Source organism: Akkermansia sp. UNK.MGS-1 (genome assembly GCF_000980515.1).
GTDB lineage: Bacteria > Verrucomicrobiota > Verrucomicrobiia > Verrucomicrobiales > Akkermansiaceae > Akkermansia > Akkermansia muciniphila.
The window spans coordinates 228,409-245,702 of the sequence record NZ_LBCB01000040.1 but is presented as its reverse complement, the minus strand read 5'-3'; the positions used below and the strand labels follow the sequence as shown (position 1 = coordinate 245,702).

General features: G+C 54.6%; 15 protein-coding genes. 4 read left to right on the top strand and 11 right to left on the bottom strand.

Features of this window, described 5'->3' with window-relative positions; translation table 11 throughout:
- Entirely contained in the window at positions 1-1,287 is a 1,287-nt protein-coding gene (locus WW58_RS12520) for a 3-deoxy-D-manno-octulosonic acid transferase (protein ID WP_022198493.1), read from the top strand.
- On the opposite strand, the gene WW58_RS12515 is transcribed toward WW58_RS12520, so the two are convergent.
- The 3 genes from WW58_RS12515 to WW58_RS12505 all read right to left on the bottom strand — a co-directional run bounded on the left by WW58_RS12515 (position 1,271) and on the right by WW58_RS12505 (position 4,170).
- Positions 1,271-2,131: a retropepsin-like aspartic protease gene (locus WW58_RS12515; protein WP_179219105.1), complete on the bottom strand. Its 861-nt coding sequence runs from the start codon at positions 2,129-2,131 to the stop codon at positions 1,271-1,273. The genes WW58_RS12520 and WW58_RS12515 overlap by 17 nt on opposite strands.
- A gap of 161 nt (positions 2,132-2,292) precedes the next feature.
- Positions 2,293-3,414: a ribosome small subunit-dependent GTPase A gene (gene rsgA, locus WW58_RS12510; protein ID WP_022198491.1), complete on the bottom strand. Its 1,122-nt coding sequence runs from the start codon at positions 3,412-3,414 to the stop codon at positions 2,293-2,295.
- An 81-nt stretch (positions 3,415-3,495) separates the two neighbouring features.
- On the bottom strand, positions 3,496-4,170 hold the full coding sequence (locus tag WW58_RS12505; RefSeq protein ID WP_022396473.1) for a phosphopantothenoylcysteine decarboxylase domain-containing protein: 675 nt from the start codon (positions 4,168-4,170) through the stop codon (positions 3,496-3,498).
- Positions 4,171-4,240: 70 nt separating this feature from the next.
- Between WW58_RS12505 and WW58_RS12500 the strand changes: the two genes are divergently transcribed.
- Positions 4,241-5,443: a cysteine desulfurase family protein gene (locus WW58_RS12500; protein WP_179219107.1), complete on the top strand. Its 1,203-nt coding sequence runs from the start codon at positions 4,241-4,243 to the stop codon at positions 5,441-5,443.
- Between the two features lie 157 nt (positions 5,444-5,600).
- Here the strand turns inward: WW58_RS12500 and WW58_RS12495 are convergent, their stop codons facing one another.
- On the bottom strand, positions 5,601-9,092 hold the full coding sequence (locus tag WW58_RS12495) for an autotransporter family protein (protein WP_046437995.1): 3,492 nt from the start codon (positions 9,090-9,092) through the stop codon (positions 5,601-5,603).
- Between the two features lie 212 nt (positions 9,093-9,304).
- Between WW58_RS12495 and WW58_RS13740 the strand changes: the two genes are divergently transcribed.
- Positions 9,305-9,454 (top strand): GNAT family N-acetyltransferase, encoded by a 150-nt coding sequence (locus tag WW58_RS13740; RefSeq protein ID WP_022198487.1) that lies wholly within the window; start codon positions 9,305-9,307, stop codon positions 9,452-9,454.
- Complete coding sequence (locus WW58_RS13735; protein ID WP_022198486.1) at positions 9,448-9,591, top strand: hypothetical protein; 144 nt, start codon at positions 9,448-9,450, stop codon at positions 9,589-9,591. Before WW58_RS13740 ends, WW58_RS13735 begins: the two co-directional genes overlap by 7 nt.
- A 59-nt stretch (positions 9,592-9,650) precedes the next feature.
- Here the strand turns inward: WW58_RS13735 and WW58_RS12490 are convergent, their stop codons facing one another.
- The 7 genes from WW58_RS12490 to WW58_RS12460 all read right to left on the bottom strand — a co-directional run bounded on the left by WW58_RS12490 (position 9,651) and on the right by WW58_RS12460 (position 17,281).
- Positions 9,651-10,400 carry a DeoR/GlpR family DNA-binding transcription regulator gene (locus WW58_RS12490; RefSeq protein WP_012419521.1) on the bottom strand — a complete coding sequence of 250 codons (750 nt, stop codon included), beginning with the start codon at positions 10,398-10,400 and terminating at the stop codon, positions 9,651-9,653.
- Positions 10,401-10,615: 215 nt separating this feature from the next.
- Entirely contained in the window at positions 10,616-11,959 is a 1,344-nt protein-coding gene (locus tag WW58_RS13730; RefSeq protein WP_094139284.1) for a PPK2 family polyphosphate kinase, read from the bottom strand.
- 18 nt (positions 11,960-11,977) lie between these two features.
- Positions 11,978-14,638, bottom strand: a complete 2,661-nt coding sequence (locus WW58_RS12480) for a tetratricopeptide repeat protein (protein ID WP_046437994.1) — start codon at positions 14,636-14,638, stop codon at positions 11,978-11,980.
- 7 nt (positions 14,639-14,645) lie between these two features.
- Positions 14,646-15,689, bottom strand: coding sequence for a M23 family metallopeptidase (locus WW58_RS12475; protein ID WP_128154873.1), 1,044 nt, complete (start codon positions 15,687-15,689; stop codon positions 14,646-14,648).
- A gap of 21 nt (positions 15,690-15,710) precedes the next feature.
- On the bottom strand, positions 15,711-16,286 hold the full coding sequence (locus tag WW58_RS12470; RefSeq protein ID WP_046437992.1) for a hypothetical protein: 576 nt from the start codon (positions 16,284-16,286) through the stop codon (positions 15,711-15,713).
- 73 nt (positions 16,287-16,359) lie between these two features.
- Positions 16,360-16,899 (bottom strand): flavoprotein, encoded by a 540-nt coding sequence (locus tag WW58_RS12465; protein ID WP_046437990.1) that lies wholly within the window; start codon positions 16,897-16,899, stop codon positions 16,360-16,362.
- A 13-nt stretch (positions 16,900-16,912) separates the two neighbouring features.
- Entirely contained in the window at positions 16,913-17,281 is a 369-nt protein-coding gene (locus WW58_RS12460; protein ID WP_012419515.1) for a hypothetical protein, read from the bottom strand.
- Between the last annotated feature and the right edge of the window lie 13 nt (positions 17,282-17,294).

The window sequence follows — 17,294 nt, the reverse complement described above, 5'->3', positions numbered from 1 at the left end:
ATGAAAGCCTTCCTGTTTTCCTTCTGTTACAATATCCTGTATACCGTCGGGTGGCTGGTAACGCTGCCTTCCTATCTGCTTAAGCAGAAGAGGAGAGGCGGATTCGGCACGGGGCTTCTGGAGCGTTTCGGGCTGTACCGGGTCTCCTATAACCGGGAGCCGAAAGGGGTGTTGTATGTGCATGCCGTGAGCGTGGGTGAAGTGGTGCTGGCTCTCAAGTTTCTCCGGGCGTGGCTCCGGGAACGCGGAGGTTCCGCCGTGCTGGCTACCAGTACGGCTACGGGGCATGCTACGGCAGTGAGTGCGCAGATTCCCGGCGTGCGCGTGATTTATGCCCCCTTTGACCTTCTGGGGCTGCCGGGGAGGTGTTTTGACCGTTTTGAACCGGAGGCCATTGTCCTGGTGGAGGCCGAGTTGTGGCCGAATTTTGCCCGTGCAGCCAAGGTGCGCGGCATACCCATGGCGATGATTAATGCCCGTATGTCCGCCAGGTCCGAGAGCCGCTACCGCGCATTTAAATGGATTTCAAAGTATTATTTTTCCTTCCTTGACGCAATGGGCGTACAGGACAAGGGGGATGTCCGGAGGTTTGAATCCGTGGGCGTGCGTTCCTCCATTATCCACGTGACGGGAAGCATCAAATTTGACCAGCAAATGGCGGAGCGCAGGGAGACTAATGCGGAGTTTGCCTCCATTTTGGACAAACTGAAACGCGGCAAGCCTGTAGTGCTGGCCGCCAGCACGCATGACGGGGAGGAAGTTCTGATCGCAGAAGCGGCGCGCAAGGCGGGGGGCTTCCCCCTGATCGTGCCCAGGCATGCGGAACGCCGCCATGCCGTGGTGCGGGAACTGGAGGCCCAGGGCTGGCAGTGCGTGCTGCGGACTGATGGCGAGATTCCAGAAACCCTGAAGGATCATGTTTGTTACATCGCGGATACGACGGGGGAATTGAGGGACTGGACCGCGCTGGCGGATGTAGCCGTGATCGGAAAAAGCTTTTTGGCGGACGGTGGACAGAATCCGGCTGAAGCCGTCGCCTGTGGCGTGCCCGTGCTGACGGGGCCCCATATGGAAAATTTCGATGCACTGGTCCAGCTGCTTGAAGGAGTGGACGGAATTGCCAGGTGTGATGAAAACCGCCTGGCAGACGTGCTCAAGGAGATGCTGGACAACCCCCTGCTGGCTCATGCCCAGTCTTCCCGCGCCCAGGTGGCGTTGAAGGCCCATTTCGGCGCTACGGCCCGGACCATTCGCATGATCTGCATCATGCTCAAGATTCCTGTTTGATATCGGGGGCTTTTTGCCCCTGGGGCTCCGGCCTGGAATGGGGAGGAAGGGCGAAGACTTCCCCCTGCGGAGCATCAATGATGATGTCAAAATGCTGGAAAGTATCCACGCCGATCTGGTATCGGCCCCCTGTTCCCGTTACGGCGAAGGAAAGGCCGTCCATTTGGAAGTCCGGTCCCATGCGGAGCGTGGAGGGGATACCCAGTTTCATAACAGTGCAGTCCCCATTGTGTCCGTTAATGTCGGTTGCCTTGGTGGTGAGCTGATTGCCGTCCGGATCTGCGGGCCACTGTTCCAGCGGGGCCATGGAAAGAGAAGAGCCGGAGTCAAGAGCCAGCGGGAAAGTGTCTCCTCCCCGGGAACAGCGGATGTAAAAAATTCCGGAAGGATCACGTTCCACATCCAGCGGTTTCCTGTGTTGGGGGAAGCGGGAGCGTTCCAGAAACTGCAGGGAAGCATTCCTGACGGACAGCAGGAACGGAGAGAACCCCAGGTAGTTGATGCCCAGGATGCCGTCTATCTTCACCTGCATGTCCTTTTGCAGGGGAGTAAGATCCAGGGCAAGGCCGAAGAAGTTTTTAATATGAAGCCCGCCCATGGAGAAGGACCGCATGGCAAATAGCCGTGGTGCGGCACGGACGTTGGAACCGGGGGCGATTTGAACGTCTTCAAGCGGCAGGCCGGGAAAATTCTTTTTGATGAATTTGATGTCAAATGTGGTGTGGGAGGCCGCCGTGTCCACGATAAGATTGCATGGGACTCCATTGACAGTGCATTGCGCTACAAGAAGCTTGCTGTGGGCATCCCTCTCCAGCTTTACGGGCTTCAGGTCAGTAATGGACACGGCGGGACCGCCTTGAGCAGGAACCGGCTGTTCTTCTGCGGATAAGGGAAGCGCCCCCAATGCCAGAAGAGCCAGGAAAGTTCGGATGAGGTTGCGTGAAAATAGCATTCTTCACCATTAGGTGCGTTTTTGCAGTTTGACAAGCCAATTTTGACGGTGAATCAGTCATGGCTACGGTGGTTGGGTTTGTGGCGGCGTTCCAGTTCCACGCGGTCTTCATAATTCCGGGCCTGCACTTTCCGGTCTCTTTTTCCGGCCCGTTCCACGTTCATTTGCCTTTTTTTCTGACGTTTGGCAAGCCGGGCGATTTCATTTTCCAAATTCAGGAAGTTTAAGTACCGCTCCTTGTCCAGCTTCCCCTCGTCCACGGCTTTCCTGATGGCGCAGCCGGAATCTTTACCGTGGCTGCAATCCGCAAATTTGCATTCATGGGCCAGCTCCGTCAAATCCGCAAAGCTTTCACGGAGGGTATGTTCATCAGTCCACATCTGGATTTCCCGTATGCCGGGGTTGTCAATCAGCAAACCTCCATGCTTGAGGAGCACCAGCTCCCGCGCCACTGTCGTATGGCGCCCTTTGCCGGTTACTTCATTGACTTCACCCGTCCAGAGCCATTCATCCCCCAGCAGGGTATTGACCAGGGTGGATTTTCCAACGCCTGAGGAGCCGACGATGCAGATGGTTTTTCCCTTGGAGAGGCATTTGCGGAATTCCGTGATTCCCCTGTTGTGCAGGGCGCTGATGCTGATTATGGCGCATTCCGGGGAGAGCTCCCGCAGAATCTGCATGGCTTTTTCCACTTCCTCCCTGGAAAAAAGATCCGTTTTGTTAAGCAGGATGAGAGGAGATGCTCCGCTGCGGCGGATGAGTGTAAAGTAGCGCTCCATGCGCCTGGGGTTGAAGTCCGTTCCCGGCTCCGTCACTACGGCCACGATATCCACATTGGTTCCCAATACCTGTTCCGCGCTGCTTTTCCCAGGAGCTTTGCGGGAAAAACAGGTCTGGCGCGGGAGAATGGAGCGTATGACGGCTTCGTCTCCCGCTTCTCCCGGATCAATCGCCACCCAGTCTCCAACAGCGGGCAGTTCCGCATCCGTTGCCGCATCATGCCAGAGTTTGCCGCTGACGACGGCGTCCACATCTTCCCCGCCGTCCAGAAGAGCAGTGAAGTTGATTTTTGTTTCCCGGATAAGACGCCCCGGCATCCAGCCTGGTTTGGCAACGGCGTCGAAAGCGCGTTGAAAGTGGTCGTTCCAGCCTAAATCCTGAAGAGTGACGGGCATGAAAATGGAAAATGTAGTTTTGGGAAAGGCCGCCGGCATTTACATGCCGACATCGGATCGTGGGGCAAACCTTCTTCCGGTTCAAGCGTGGAACGGGTCTGCCGTGCGCCATGACGGAGCTTTTCCCTGTGCGAGACGGCATGCGCGCTCAATGATTTGAAAGGCAATTTGCGTTTTAGGCGCTTTTTCCAAAAGCTCCGTCCGGTCCGGGTAAACGAGCAGCACTTCATTTTCAGAGGAGTTAAAACCAATGTCACTGCGGGAAACGTCGTTGGCCACAATCATGTCGCACCGCTTGCGTTCCAGTTTGCCGCGCGCGTAATTTTCCACGTCATGGGTTTCCGCCGCGAAGCCTACCAGAATGCCTCTGAAGCCGAATTCCGCGCGCATGGAGCCAAGAATATCCGCAGTACGTTCCAGTTCCAAAATCATGCGCTCCCCCGTTTTCTTGATTTTGCGGTCCGGAACGGAAACGGGGCGATAATCCGCTACGGCGGCGCTGAGGATGGCGGCGTCGGCGTAGGGAGCCTGGTTTTTGACAGCATCATACATTTCCCGTGCACATTCAACCGGCAGGAAGTCCACGCCGTGCGGGATGTCCAGGGAAGTGGGGCCGGAGATGAGAAGGACGCTGTGGCCTTCGTGAACAGCCGCTTCCGCCAGGCAATACCCCATTTTTCCGGAGGAGTGGTTGGTGAGGTATCTGACGGGGTCAATAGCTTCCCTGGTGGGGCCTGCCGTGATAAGAAAACGCATGAGAGGCATTATGCGGAATCACGGGTAAAAGTGAAGAGTGATCTTGTGCAGCTGCGCATTATGTTCCGGCTTGACTCCTTCCCGCGATTGGGGGAGTTATGAAGGCGTGATTTATTGGGATAATAACGCTACCACACCGCTGGCCCCGGAGGTTTACGAGGCCATGGAGCCGTTTTTAAAAGAACGGTTTTTCAACCCGTCCGCTGGTTACGGCTGTGCCAGACATGTGCGTGAGGCGGTGGAGGAGGCCCGTGCGGCCGTTGCCGCCCTGTTGGGCGCATTTCCTTCGGAAATTGTATTTACTTCCGGCGGAACGGAGGCGTCTAATATGGCTTTCCGCCAGATGGCCGGGGAGCGGGAGGGAGGGATAGGCGTTTTGTCCACGGACCATGACGCCTCCTTGAAGACGGCCCTGGCCCTGGGCAGCGGCTGTGTCTGCCCTGTGGACAGGGAAGGGCGAGCGGTTCCGGAAAAATGGGAGTCCATGTGCGCAGGGGGCGTGTCCGGCGTTTCTTTTGCCTGGGCCAATAATGAGACAGGCGCATTGCAGGATGCGGCGGTTTTGTGTTCCTCCGCCGGGAAACATGGAGTTCCCGTGCATTTGGATATAGTGCAGTGCGCCGGAAAAATTCCCGTGGATTTGCATGGAATGGAAGTGGATTATGCTTCCGTATCCGCACACAAATTCCATGGCCCCAAAGGGATTGGATGTCTGTACAGGAGAGCGGGGGCTCCTTTTTCCCCTTTGCTGTTCGGGGGGGGGCAGGAGTACGGTTTGAGGTCCGGCACGGAGAATGTTCCGGGAATCATTGGTTTTGGTGCGGCGGCGCGGGCGGCATTGAGGCACTTGGAGGAGGACGCCGGACGGCTGTCCCGGATGCGGGATTCTTTTGAGTCTCTCCTGCGGGCACAGGCGGGCGGCGTGACGGTGCATTCCGGCGGAACGGAACGTATTCCCAATACTTCCAATCTGGCGTTTGACGGATGTACGGCGGAAGCGCTGATGCTGTTGCTGGAACCTGCCGGCCTGCTGTGTTCGGCTGGGTCTGCCTGCCATACGCTGCAGCCGATGCCTTCCCACGTGCTGACGGCCATGGGATTGTCTGATGAGGCGGTACGTTCCTCCCTGCGTTTTTCCCTGTCTTTCATGACGACGCAGGAGGAGGTGGAACAGGCTGCCGCCCTGGTGGGCTCCGCCGTTCGGAAGGTGCGCGGCGTTCAGTCTTCGCGTACCGGCCCGGTGCTCGTGTACAGGCCAGAATGGAAGGGCTGAGAGGCTGGGGCGCTTTTACAGAAAGTCGTTTGTGTTCCATGACACCGGAGCTCAGTAACAGCGGTTCCCTCCCTATCAATGCTTTTACAGATGTTTATGAGGCGATTCTATTGCGGCAGAAATATATTGCAGATTTTTTGCTCATTCGCGAATCGACTTAAAATTTAAACGTGACGCCCATATTGACGTTGTGGCGCACTTTGTCCGAAACGTCCGCGGCATAGTCGGCATAGACGCTCCACTGTTCCGTGATGCTGTATCCGATGCCTGCGCCGAATACGCCAGCGTCCCTGTCCATTTTCCAGCCCCTTACCCTTATGAAGGAAGAGCCGAGCATGGCGTTTACTCCGTAGCGGTCGTCGCAGAATTCGTGCGTGTAGAACATTCTGCCCGTAAAGTAGAAGCCGTTTGAAAACGCGTAAGTGCCCTCGATTCCCACAAGCGACTTTACGCTTGTATAGTTTTCTGATTCCGCGCTCATGCGTTCTTCCCCGCTTTTTTCCGTGAACGACGGGTTCATCAGGAAGTCCGCGTTTACGCCGATTGTGGGTTTCAGGTAAAATCCGGTGTCGGCAAAAGGCTTCCACGCGTATCGAACGCCCGTGAAGACACCGATGAGGTTTGAATTCCAATCGGCTTTGCTTTTGTTCAGGATGTTCATCCTTTCGGCTTTGTTCATGCCGAAAGCATAGGTCGCGCCGAAGTACCAGTCAAAGTTGCCGAAGAACCGCCAGTCGGTGTAGGCGTTGACCGCAAGGCTTTGGGTTTCCGCCTTGCCGCAGTTGCCCTTGCCTGACGATTTTGCCTGAAAACCGCCGAAGCCGAAGCCCGCAAGAAACGTGTTACCCGCCGTGTATTCAAAATTCACCAAGCCGCCCGAAATATAGTCGCTCGACCCATCCATGTTTTCATCGCCGCCGTAGGTGGCAAACCTGTTTATGTTGCGGACGGTAATGCCTGAAAAACGCCCCCCCGAAACTTCCGTGCCGCTGCTTTTTGCGCCGAGGCCGTCGATTGCCGCGCTCGTGCGGTTGAGCGTGTCGAGGTGGATTATGTCGGCAAGATCCATGTTCATGCGCACGCTGTGCACTACCGACTGCGGAAGTATCGCACCCAGTGTGCCGCTTTTTACCATTGCGGCGAAATTACGTTTTTTGGTAACTGCCGCCTCGTTCGCCGCGTCGTCGCCGTCGATGTATTCAAGATCGTCGTAGGTTTTTGCCAACGCCTTTTCGAATTCGTTTGTCGCAACTGCTTCGGCAAGATAGGTGTTCTTCTCGATTTCGTAGCCGACATTGCTGCCGACGTTGACGTACTTCACGGTGATGTAGGTGTTTTCAAAAGGATCCAAGTCGCCGTTGATCATGCCCGAAATGTTGTTCGAGACGACGTCGTGCGTGCCTTTCAAGGCGGTTGCGGCGGTGAGGCTTCCCGAAGAGTCGTCGGTTGCGGAGAAACCGAAGATGTTGTCGTAGTGGTTGTTGATGGTGCCGCGCAAGCCCGCGCCCGCGAGTGTCCCCGCGCTGATTACGGTCGCGGCTGAGGAGTTTATGCCGAAGTCTCTGATTATCGTAAGTCTGTTCCCGCCCGCCGAAACTGACCCCGTGAGTGTTGCCGAACCGGCGTTTGTCAGTATGAGGTTTGTCGTCGAAACGATGTCGCCGCTCACAGTTTTGCCGTCAAGCACATGGACATTCGTACGGCTTACGCGGATGTTGCCGACATCGCCGACTACCAGTCCGTTAGTGACATTTGTTGCTGAGATGTCGCCAACGGCGTTGTTTACCGTCGCCGAATTAACCGAGTTGAACGAGACGTTGCCGTTTGCGTTTTCGATTGTCACCAAAACGGCGTTTGAAATGTTTGCTGATGTCTCGACTGTGTTGACGTTAATATACCCCGAATCCTGGCCCGACGTACCGATTTCGAGCGAACCCACTGATGCGGTAATGTTCAGGCCGGCAACCGAGTCGAATTTCATTTTGCCTGAAACCGTGCCGATTGTTGATTCTGTGAAAAGATGGCTACCCTCGATATTGCCGTTGACGACTACATTGTATCCGTTGTCTAGCATCATGCCGGTGTCCGCCATGATGTCGCCGTTTATCGTCGCTCTGCCTTCGAATGTCAGATAGAGGTTTTTCGAGCGGATTGCCTGGGCGATGGAGTGTTCGTTTGCAGCGATTGCCGAGATTTCCGAACCATCGAACATTTTTAAGTAAAGCTCGTTTTCCGTCCAAATTCCGTAGGCGTTGAAGCGTGCGCTTGAGGATAGGATTCTGCCGCCGAGGTTGATGTCAGCGTTATCGGCGAAAATACCGGTTGCCAATCCGTTTTCAGACGAAACCGTAATGTTGCCTATGATGTTTTCACTTTGGCCCGATTTTGTAATGGAGTTTGCAAAGATACCCGTGGCATCTGCGCCGCCTGAAACCTCCAAATTATCTATCCTGATGTTTTCGAGTTTTCCGGCTGTGGAAACAGGGTTATCTCTGCCTGGCGCGGCGATTATGCCTGCTGCGTTGCCGCTGATTCCCGCGCTTACTTGCATATCGGATATGGTGAGGTTGCGGCCGCCTTCCGTCAGATGGATACCGGTTGCATTGGTGTACCCCTTTACTGTGATTGCATTTGCTGTCAAATCGCGCTTGACGCTTTTTGCGTATATACCCGTTGCTTCACCCTGCGTGCTGCCCGAAGTGATTGTGCTTTCGATGTCGAGTTCGCCCACGGAAAGCGAGTAGATGTCGCCCGCAGCAGAGGGGTCCATGGCCGCGTTTTTACCAACTTTTACACCGAAGGCGTCTTTTGCTGTCACGTAAATTTGGCCCGAATAGTCATTTTTGAGCGAAACGTCGTCGCTGCCGAGCTGGTTGGCCAGTATACCTATCCCCGTGCCTTGTTTTGCATTGATTGTAAGTGAACCCGAAATCGTCATCGCCTGCCCGTCAGAACTGCTCGACGTGTTCACACCCACGATGTAGGAGTCGTCGCCGATTGTTTTTGCGGAATTCCCGTCCACAGTGTAAATTCCCGAAATTTCGAGGTCTGTAATTTGACCGCTGGTCTTGATGAGTCCGAAATCTTTATTAGTCTCGATAGAGGAAACGTTCCCGAAGCTATAATATCCACTTCCGCCCAGAACGCCTGAAGAACCTGTGGTTGTCTTGTTGTCCCACAAATACGAGTTTTCCCTTACAGTGCTGTTGATGCAACTTATGCGGCCTTGGTTTTCGATTCTGATTGTGTTGGTGAGGCGGTTTCCGAACAGAGTAAGATTGGATTGGGAATCCAAAATAAGGATTAACCCCGTGCCGCCTTTATCAAAGTCCCCCGATGCGTTCAAACACGAATTTTCCAATTTCAGCGTCGTGTTGTTTCCCGCAGAAGTCGGCTCCACATATTTAATGCGGATCGAATCTGGAGATGTCCAAACGTCTTTTAAGATAATTTCTTTTGTGTCTCCGAATATTTCCGAAGTCCCAGGGACTGTGCTCCCGGGGGTTATGGGGTCTTCCGGAGTAATGCGGTCGGCAACCGTATTGCCCTTGCCTGTTATCACAAGCGTTTCAGAGGAGGAATCGTAGTTGTATGTTTGGGCGCAGGCAATACCAGCTGTCGCCAACAGGGAAGCAGCAATCTTTTCCATGTTTATTGCAGAAAATCTATGGTGTTTTTCGTTTATTTATACAATTCTGAAACAAGCCTACCTTTACTCATTTTCAAATACTAAATAAGCGATTTTCCTTTTTAGATAAATTCAGGGGATGGTCAAGTATAAACTGTTATCAGCTCAAAAATGGTGTGACCGGCCATAAATCACGGTAAGGGTGCATTCCTAAGTAATCGTAAGGGTCATGGATGTGCAGGGACGGCGGCCGTGTTGTCGGGTTTGCCTGCCTGGTGGGGGAAGGGGAAGAAGCCGCTCTGTTTGTGGCGCCGGAGCGCCAGTGTGAAGGAATAGGCACAGCGTTGCCGGATTGGGTGAAGGAACAAGCAAGGGAATGCTGACGGTAGGGGCCTATGAAGAGAATGCCCACGCCCGCGCATTCTATCGGCGCGGAGGGTTTGAAGAAATCGGCTCCAGGGAGGATGAGCTGACGGGAAGCCGGGAGTACTGGACGGAATGGAAAGGAGAGAGTATATGATCATCATAAAAAAGGCGGAAGTTCCGAAGAACTTCCGCCCCCTGTAAAGCAGGCCGGCGTCAGGCGAGCTCCACCTTGACGCCGCTCTTTTCAATCTGGTCGGCCATTTCCGGAGAAAGGGCCTCATCAGTGATGAGCATGGAAACCTGGGAGGGCGCAACGGTATAGAATGCCGGGTTGTTCGCTACGCTGGTGGAAGGCATAGCGATGATTACCTTGGCATCCGCGGGGATGACGCTCTTGATGAATTCGGATTGCAGCATGTTCTTGTATCCGGCGCCATGCTTGGGGGAGTAGCAGTCCGGCGTCAGCACGACCATGTCAATGCTCAGGGACCCGGCGGCCTTGGCGGCGTCCTGCCCTACATAGACCAGGGCTTCACGGTCGAAGTGCCCGCCCGTGCAATAGAAACTCAGGTTCGGAATGCCTTCAAGCCGGGTCAGCAACGTGGGGTTGTTGGAAACCACATGCGTATCCTTGGAATTGATGTGGTTGCATATTTGGTAGCCCATGGTGCTGCTGTCAATGAACATAACCACGGAAGCGGGAATATTCTGAACGGTTTTTTTTGCAATCCTGATAGACACATCGTCTTGAGTGACAATGTCTTCATGGAGGGATTTATGAGTAAGCGCCAGAGCGCCGCCGTGGACGCGCTTGAGGAAGCCGCGTTTTTCAAGGTTAATCAAATCATTGCGGACCGTTTCATCCGTGACCTTCATCTGTTTGGCCAGAGCGATGGTCCTTGCAGCTCCATGTTCAGCCAGCGTTTTCAGAATGAACTCCTTGCGTTGGGATGCTAAATACATTTGATTTTGTTTTTCTATGTAGAATGTTTACACGTTCTAGGCGTTAAGTTGTTTTCTAACAATTTTTCACTGGAACAGTCAAGCGTTAGAAATTCTAAGTTTTGATTGTTATTGTGAATAATGCAGATTTTATAATGGTGTGACAACTGAATACCGAGAAATGTACAAAAATAATTTCAAGATGCACAAATTTGTTATCGTTATGACAGATTTTATCAATCTGGAATGATGATGGAGGCAGGATCAAAGTTGGGAGTGGGGAGCGAAAGCTGGAGATGGCGCAGTTTTTCTACCATCAGACGGGCGACAACCAGATTTCTGTACCATTTCCGGTCTGCCGGGATGATGTACCAGGGAGCTTCCGGAGTAGACGTTTTTTCAATGAGATCCTGGTAGGCTGTCTGGAATTCATCCCAACGATTCCGGTCATCCAGGTCATCCATGCAGAATTTCCAAAGTTTATCCGGGTCCTGAAGTCTGGATTCCAGCCGTTTTTTCTGTTCTTCTTTGGAGATGTTCAGGAATAGCTTGATGATGACGGTTCCTTCTTCCGCAAGCATGGATTCAAAGTCGAGGACATGCTTGTAGCGGCGTTTCCAGACTGGGTCCGGGAAGATTTTTTTCACGCGGACGGCAATGATATCTTCGTAATGGGAACGGTTGAAGATGGCGATCTGCCCTTTGGCGGGGACTTCCTTGTGAACGCGCCACAGGAAATCGTGGTCCAGTTCCTCAGTAGTGGGTTTTTTGAAGGGGACTACGTGCAGCCCCTGCGGATCCACCCGGGAGAAGACATGCTTGACGCAGCCGTCCTTGCCCCCTGCATCCATGGCCTGAAGAATAACCAGAATTTTGTGCTTGTGCTGGGCAAAAAGTTTTTTTTGCAGTTCCTGCAGTTCTTCCCTCAGTTTGTCGAATTCAATCAGGGATTCTTCCTTGGTTCCGGAGAAGAGAGATTTGTCATCCGGAGAATAATCCTTTAAACGCAGTTTTTTGCCCGGAGGCACCAGGTAACGGTTCATCGTACGCGAAGTTAGTGTTGAAGATGAGGGTGAGGAGGGGGAAGATGTTTTCACAGCGGCATGTTTGGAAGGAAAGCCGGGCCCGAAGAATTGCTGAAGGGCGTTTTTGATGACTTTCCTTTTGAATTTGGGGAACATTTCCAGTTTGAGATTCTGGAGGGGAATCCATTTCGTTTTTGAAAATTCGGGGCTGCGGTGCAAATCCGTTTTAGGGCGTCTGGTTTTGCAGCGCACAAGAAAGTAGGTTTGTTCCTGGCCTATCCAGCGCGTAACTTTACGGTTGCCGGAAGGGTATTTGTAACGCAGGCCGGGCAGGCGGCTGACAATGGTGTATTCCGTGGGGCGCAGGCCCACTTCCTCCCATACCTCCCGCGCAAGAGTCTGTTCAATGCTTTCGTGTTTAATGACGCCTCCCTGCGGAAAGTGCCAGTACGGGTTGCGGCCGCTGTCCTTGCCCAGCAATACGCAGCCTTCAGCGTCCATGATGATGGCTGCTGCGTTGAGTCTCCAGTTTTTTGCTGTGGGGGGGGTATCCATGGCAGGAGGAAAGGCTTCTTAATCCGCAGTTTGATCCGGTGTTGCCGGCTTTCCGTTTTCCGGCGCGGAGGCTTCCGGTTCATCCTGCCAAATGAAATGTTCCAGCTGGATGCGGCGCGCGTAAGCCGCTGCTTCCCTGGCTCTGGGGCCGGAAGTCTGCGCCAGTTTTTTTGCCAGCGCCAGGGCTCCGTCCCAGTCCTGAAGCTGGCCCAGCAGGCGGATGGAGGCGAAGCCGGCGTTGTAGAACCAGTGCCAGTCCCTGCGTTTGTTGGCGGAACTTCCGCTGGGCGTATGGGCCAGAATGGAGGCATAGTCATCCAGCGCCTTTTTTTGTTCGTTCATCCGTTCATAGAACTGGGCCCGCTGGGTCAGAGCCTTGAATTTCCAGGCCAGTCCCAGGTTGGGTGTGTCCAGGATCTCCGTACAGAGGTTGATGGCCCTGCGAAGAGTGTCCGAATGGGCATCTTCCTTAGCTACCCAGGCATCCGCCTGGATGGAGAGGGCCAGCAGGCGCATGTAGCGCGGCAATGGGGAGGAAAGCAGGTTTTCCAGGGCGGCGATGCATTGGTCCGCTTTCCCCATGCGCAGCAGAACGGAGGCTTCTTCTATTCTGGCAGGCTGGGCGAAGGGGGTGTCCCCCGCGCCCAGGGTTTTGAAGATGTTCAGGGCGGCGTTCAGCGTGCTGCCGGCATTGCTTTGCTGGGCGGCTTTTCCTGCCAGAAAGAGGGCTGCCGCCTGAAGAGGGCTGTCAGGATATTTGGAGGGAAAGGGCTGTAGGACAAGCTGCGCTTCATGGAAGTCTCCGTTTTTGTACAGAAGCTCTCCCAGTTTGAGGTAAAGCATATCCGCCTGTTTGCCTTCCGAATCCAGGGCAATGGCTCGTCGGCAGGACTGAATGGCGCTGGGCCATTCCTGCCGGCTTTCCTCCTCCAGAATATTCAGCCGCGCCAGCTGCATGGTCTGTTCCGGAGACAACTGCTCTTTTTCCAACAGGGGAAGGATAGCCTGCACGGTTTCCAGGTCCGGAGGGTTGAGATTCAGGGCTACTTCCGCCTGGTCCAGCCGCGCCTGGGTTTTCAGGGCCGGAGTTTCCGCCAGAGTTATGAAATTTGCCAGCAATTCGGCAGCCTGAGGGGCCATCCTTTTAGCGGCGTAATGGGCCTGTTCAAAGAGGATGCTCTCCCGGAGCCGGGAAGAGTCTGCGGCTTCCTTGATGAGAGCGGCGGCTCCGGAGGCGTCATTGGCGTTCAGGGCGGCCAGGTTTTCATTGAACAGGGCGTTTTCCGCCGTTGTTTCCGAAGCGCGGCGGGCCGCTTCCCGGAAAAGTTTCTGCGCCAGGGAGTAGTCTTTTTTGAGGAAAGCCAGGGCTCCCTGTTGAAAGACGAGGTCAGGGGATGAACCGGGATATTTGGAAATAAGACGTTCCGCATCCTGCAGACGGTTTTTATCCAGCAGAACAGTAATGGTATTCAGAGAAAGAATTTGAACGGGAAGGCTCTGTGGATATTTGGAGAGCCCTTCTTCCGCCATTTTGACGGCGCCTGACAGGTCATCTTTTTCCAGAAGAAGGCTTCCCATGGCATACATGGCCGCCGGCTGGCGGGATGCATCCCTGGCTTTTACCCAGCCGTTGAGTTTTTCCAGAGCCTGGGGATTGGTTTGAAAGATGTCTTCCTCCAGCAGAATGTTGAAGGCGTCCATCAGCAAGGCGGATTCCGCTTTGCCGCCAATGAACGCCAACAGGCGTTCCTCCGCCGTTCCGGCGGTGTGCGGAGCTTCCTCTTCCTGAGGCTGGTACCGCGTTTCCTCTTCCGCCTGTTCCGGATTGCTTTTTTCACGGGCTATTTCCGCCCTGGCAAGAGCCAGGCGGCTCAGATCACGGATTTTTTCCGGATAGGACTTGTTGTCCATAACGGCGGAGAAGGTTTTGATGGCCTGGTCCAGATTTCCCTGTTTGCTGGCCAGCTTGCCTTCTATGAGTTCGGTGTATGAACGGATGAGCCGGTTGCTGTCCGTCCCGGCTTCCGTTTCCGTTTTGAGTTGTTCAAGAATAGCGGCGGCGTCCTGGTAACATTCCTGATTCACCAGCACATCCGCCAGAAGAAGGCATGCGGGGCGGGAGACGGCGGGGGATTCCGCCTGCCCCAGCCTGCTGAGGGTTTCCAGTAAAAGCTGCCGGTCCTGAAGCTGGCGCGCAAGCTGGGCTTTCAATTGAAGCCCGTAGAGGGAAAGCGGATCCGTTTCCGGGATAGCGGTAAGTTTTTCCAAGGCTTTGGTAAAGGAGCCTTTATTGAAGAGGCCCACTGCCGTCCAGTAGGATTTCATGGGAGAGTCCGACAGTTGCTCCCAGGCGTTCAGTCCTTCTTCCGTTTTTTTGGCGCGGATCAGGGCTTCTGCCAGAAAGGGGCGGATTATGGCTTTTTGTGATTCCGCAAGGTTTTGGGAAGACAGGCATTCCTGAAAGTGTTTGCTGGCTTCCAGCGGAAGGCGGTTTTCCAGGGCTTTCAGTCCCTGCTGGTATTTTTTGTTTTTCAGGAGGTCCTGCCTGTCCTGCGGAAAGGTGTCTCCCGCAGAGGGGGCGGCAGCTGCAGGGGAAGCGCCGCCCAGAGAAAGCAGGACAGCCGCGCAGGATGTGAGAACGGCATGGGGAAAACGGAATCTGGAAAAGGTTTGCATCATCGTAGGATTATGATTCAGGCCCCATGAAGATGAGCCGGATGTAGCGTTTGCCGGCGGCGGTAAGCTTAGGGTCCTTGCTGGAGCCGGAAACGCGGTTGCAGGTCCTGTACAGTTGGGAGAAAGGATGCGGAACGGCCCGGATGACGACGGGTTCCGTGCACGGTTGGCTGGAAGGAGTCACGGAAACGGGAACCCCTTCTCCCGTGAAACTGATTTCCCAGGATTTGGGGTCGGCGGGCCCCGGCTTCAGCAGGAAGGGGTAGCGTTTGACAAGGCTGGGAGGTTCGCCGGAAGAGGGAGCCCTCACGACGTATTGGACCGGCAGGGAGGAGATATGGCGCGAGAGGGAAAATTCCGCTCCGCCCTTGCATTGCAGGAGGACGGGTGCCGGGTCAAAACCGGCCAGATTGAGTCCGTTATAGGAACCGTGGCGGTTGGGAGTGCCCAGTTTCAGACTGGAATACCAGTTTTCAAAGTCATCTTGTAGCTTGAGGCAGAGTTCCAGATGCACATGAGCACGCGTTTTGTTCAAACCCACCCCGGAGTATCCCAGCTTTCCAATGACGTTTCCGGTTCCTACCCGGTCGCCTTTCCTGCAGGAGACGGAGGCCAGATGGGCATACAGGCTGTAAAGCGGGCCGTCCTTCAGCTGGTGCTCAATGACCACATAGCGGCCGTAATTGCTATGGGTGGGGTTGGCGGAGGCATGGACTACCGTGCCTCCGGCTACGGGGTGCACGTCGTCCAGCGGCGTGCCGGAAGCATCCCTCCTGAGAGGTTTAATGTCGATACCCTCATGAAATTTGACGGCTACGGGGCCAGCCTGGGTTCTGACGAGGGTCCGGGTAAAGCCGTAGGCTCCGGCTTCCCACGGCTGGGATTTCTTCCCTTCAAAATTGCGGTCTACATACATGTAAAAGTCCTGCGGGCGGTTGTCCAGCAGGGCTGTATTTTCCGTGGGGAAGCGCACTACAATATCCGCCGTCAGGAATGGCATGCCCCAAAGGAACAGGAGGATGCCGGTCAGGAGAGGAAAGGATTTGCCGTGCATGCTGATACGAGGGGTGCTGGCTCAGATCCGCCCCCGGCGGGTGCTGATCACGGTACGGTCTTTGTGTTCTTCAGGGTCTTTGGCCTCCTTCTTTTCCTGAGCAGGGTTCTTGCTGGGAAGAAGAGGCTTGGTAACGGCGGCCAGTTTGTTGATGGGTTCTTCTCTCTTGGGATCCGCCGGTGGAATAAATTCCGCCATGGCGGCAAGATCCGCCGGGGAGAACCCTCCCATGACTGCCAGTTTTCCAGAGGTGACAGGTTTGCTGTAAAGGCGCAGGGGCTGCATGGCATGGCCGTTGACGATGGGCAGTATTTGCCTGCCCAGGTTGGCGGCTGTTATTCCTTCCACCCGGCTGCCCAGGCCTTTCCGGACGTTGACGACGATGCCGTAGGTGTTGTCCGGCGCGGGGAAGGAGTAATAGGATTCAATGTCCTTATGGGAAATAAAGGGGGCCTTGCTATAGTAATGGCCGTCCCTTTCAAAGGCGAATTTTTTGCTGTCCGTCGCTCCCGTTTCCATATGAAAGCTGATGGGATATTTATCCGGACCGCAGGAACAGAGCATGAGGGAACCGAAGAAGAACAGGAGCATTTTCATATGCGTCCATGATAGAAGATTTAGTTCTCCGGGGGCAAACCAATAAACAGGCATGGAGCGATTTTTGCCGTCCTTACGGCAGAAGGGAGAGTGTTTTTTGAATAATCCTGTCCACCGGCATGAGTTTTCCCGCGCCTTCCGCTCCGCAGGCCAGAATTCCGGATTCACTGGGGCCGAGGATGTAATGATCCTTCCTTTGCTTCAGAACGGCCGCGTTTTGCTGCGTGGCCGCATGTTCCCACATGTGGACGTTCATAGCCGGGCAAATAAGCACCGGAGACTGGCAAGCCAGGTAGAGGGAGCTGAGCATGTCCGGAGCGAAGCCATGGGCGAAATTGGCCATGGTGTTTGCCGTGGCTGGGGCTATAAGCAGAAGATCCGCCCGTTGGGCCAGTTGGATGTGCGGGGGAACCCAGTCCGTCTTTTCATCCTCAAAGGAGGAAAAGACGGGGTTGCGGGAAATCGTGTGCAGGGTGAGGGGGGTGACGAATTCAAGGGCCTTGGCTGTGCAGACGCAGTGCACTTCATGACCGTGTTTGACCAGGGCGGAAGCGATATCCGCCGCCTTGTATGCGGCAATGGAGCCGGTGACGCCCAGAATGATGCAGGCCATGAATGGGAAAAGGTCAGGCTTTGGAGGCGTTTTTGCCTTCGTCGATAAGTTTCCAGAAGTGCTTGGACTGGCTCAGGATTTCATCTTCCCCGGCAGTCGGGGAAATATTGGTGCGAAACAGGAAATCGTTCAGGCTGTTGGCGTGCAGAACGCGGTGGACGATCACTTTGCCTTCGATGACTTCAAAGTAGATGCGGTAATCTTTGGCGACGTAGCGATAAAGAATTTTACCATCCTTTTCCATCTTGCCGAAACGGGCGTCATCCAGGGTCTGGAGGGTGGATTCTGAGACTTGGAAGTCTCCGAGCAGATCCAGCTGTTCCAGAGTGGGGATGCTGGATACTTCCGCAGCGCTGATTTTATTGAAGACGATTTGAAGCACGCCCTTTTTTAAG

Coding starts and splice junctions, on each gene's coding strand:
- WW58_RS12480 (WP_046437994.1), bottom strand. CDS start 14,638: ATGATGCAAACCTTTTCCAGATTCCGTTTTCCCCATGCCGTTCTCACA.
- WW58_RS12495 (WP_046437995.1), bottom strand. CDS start 9,092: ATGGAAAAGATTGCTGCTTCCCTGTTGGCGACAGCTGGTATTGCCTGC.
- rsgA (WP_022198491.1), bottom strand. CDS start 3,414: ATGCCCGTCACTCTTCAGGATTTAGGCTGGAACGACCACTTTCAACGC.
- WW58_RS12475 (WP_128154873.1), bottom strand. CDS start 15,689: ATGCACGGCAAATCCTTTCCTCTCCTGACCGGCATCCTCCTGTTCCTT.
- WW58_RS12520 (WP_022198493.1), top strand. CDS start 1: ATGAAAGCCTTCCTGTTTTCCTTCTGTTACAATATCCTGTATACCGTC.
- WW58_RS12490 (WP_012419521.1), bottom strand. CDS start 10,400: ATGTATTTAGCATCCCAACGCAAGGAGTTCATTCTGAAAACGCTGGCT.
- WW58_RS13730 (WP_094139284.1), bottom strand. CDS start 11,959: ATGGATACCCCCCCCACAGCAAAAAACTGGAGACTCAACGCAGCAGCC.
- WW58_RS13740 (WP_022198487.1), top strand. CDS start 9,305: ATGTGCAGGGACGGCGGCCGTGTTGTCGGGTTTGCCTGCCTGGTGGGG.
- WW58_RS13735 (WP_022198486.1), top strand. CDS start 9,448: ATGCTGACGGTAGGGGCCTATGAAGAGAATGCCCACGCCCGCGCATTC.
- WW58_RS12465 (WP_046437990.1), bottom strand. CDS start 16,899: ATGGCCTGCATCATTCTGGGCGTCACCGGCTCCATTGCCGCATACAAG.
- WW58_RS12470 (WP_046437992.1), bottom strand. CDS start 16,286: ATGAAAATGCTCCTGTTCTTCTTCGGTTCCCTCATGCTCTGTTCCTGC.
- WW58_RS12505 (WP_022396473.1), bottom strand. CDS start 4,170: ATGCGTTTTCTTATCACGGCAGGCCCCACCAGGGAAGCTATTGACCCC.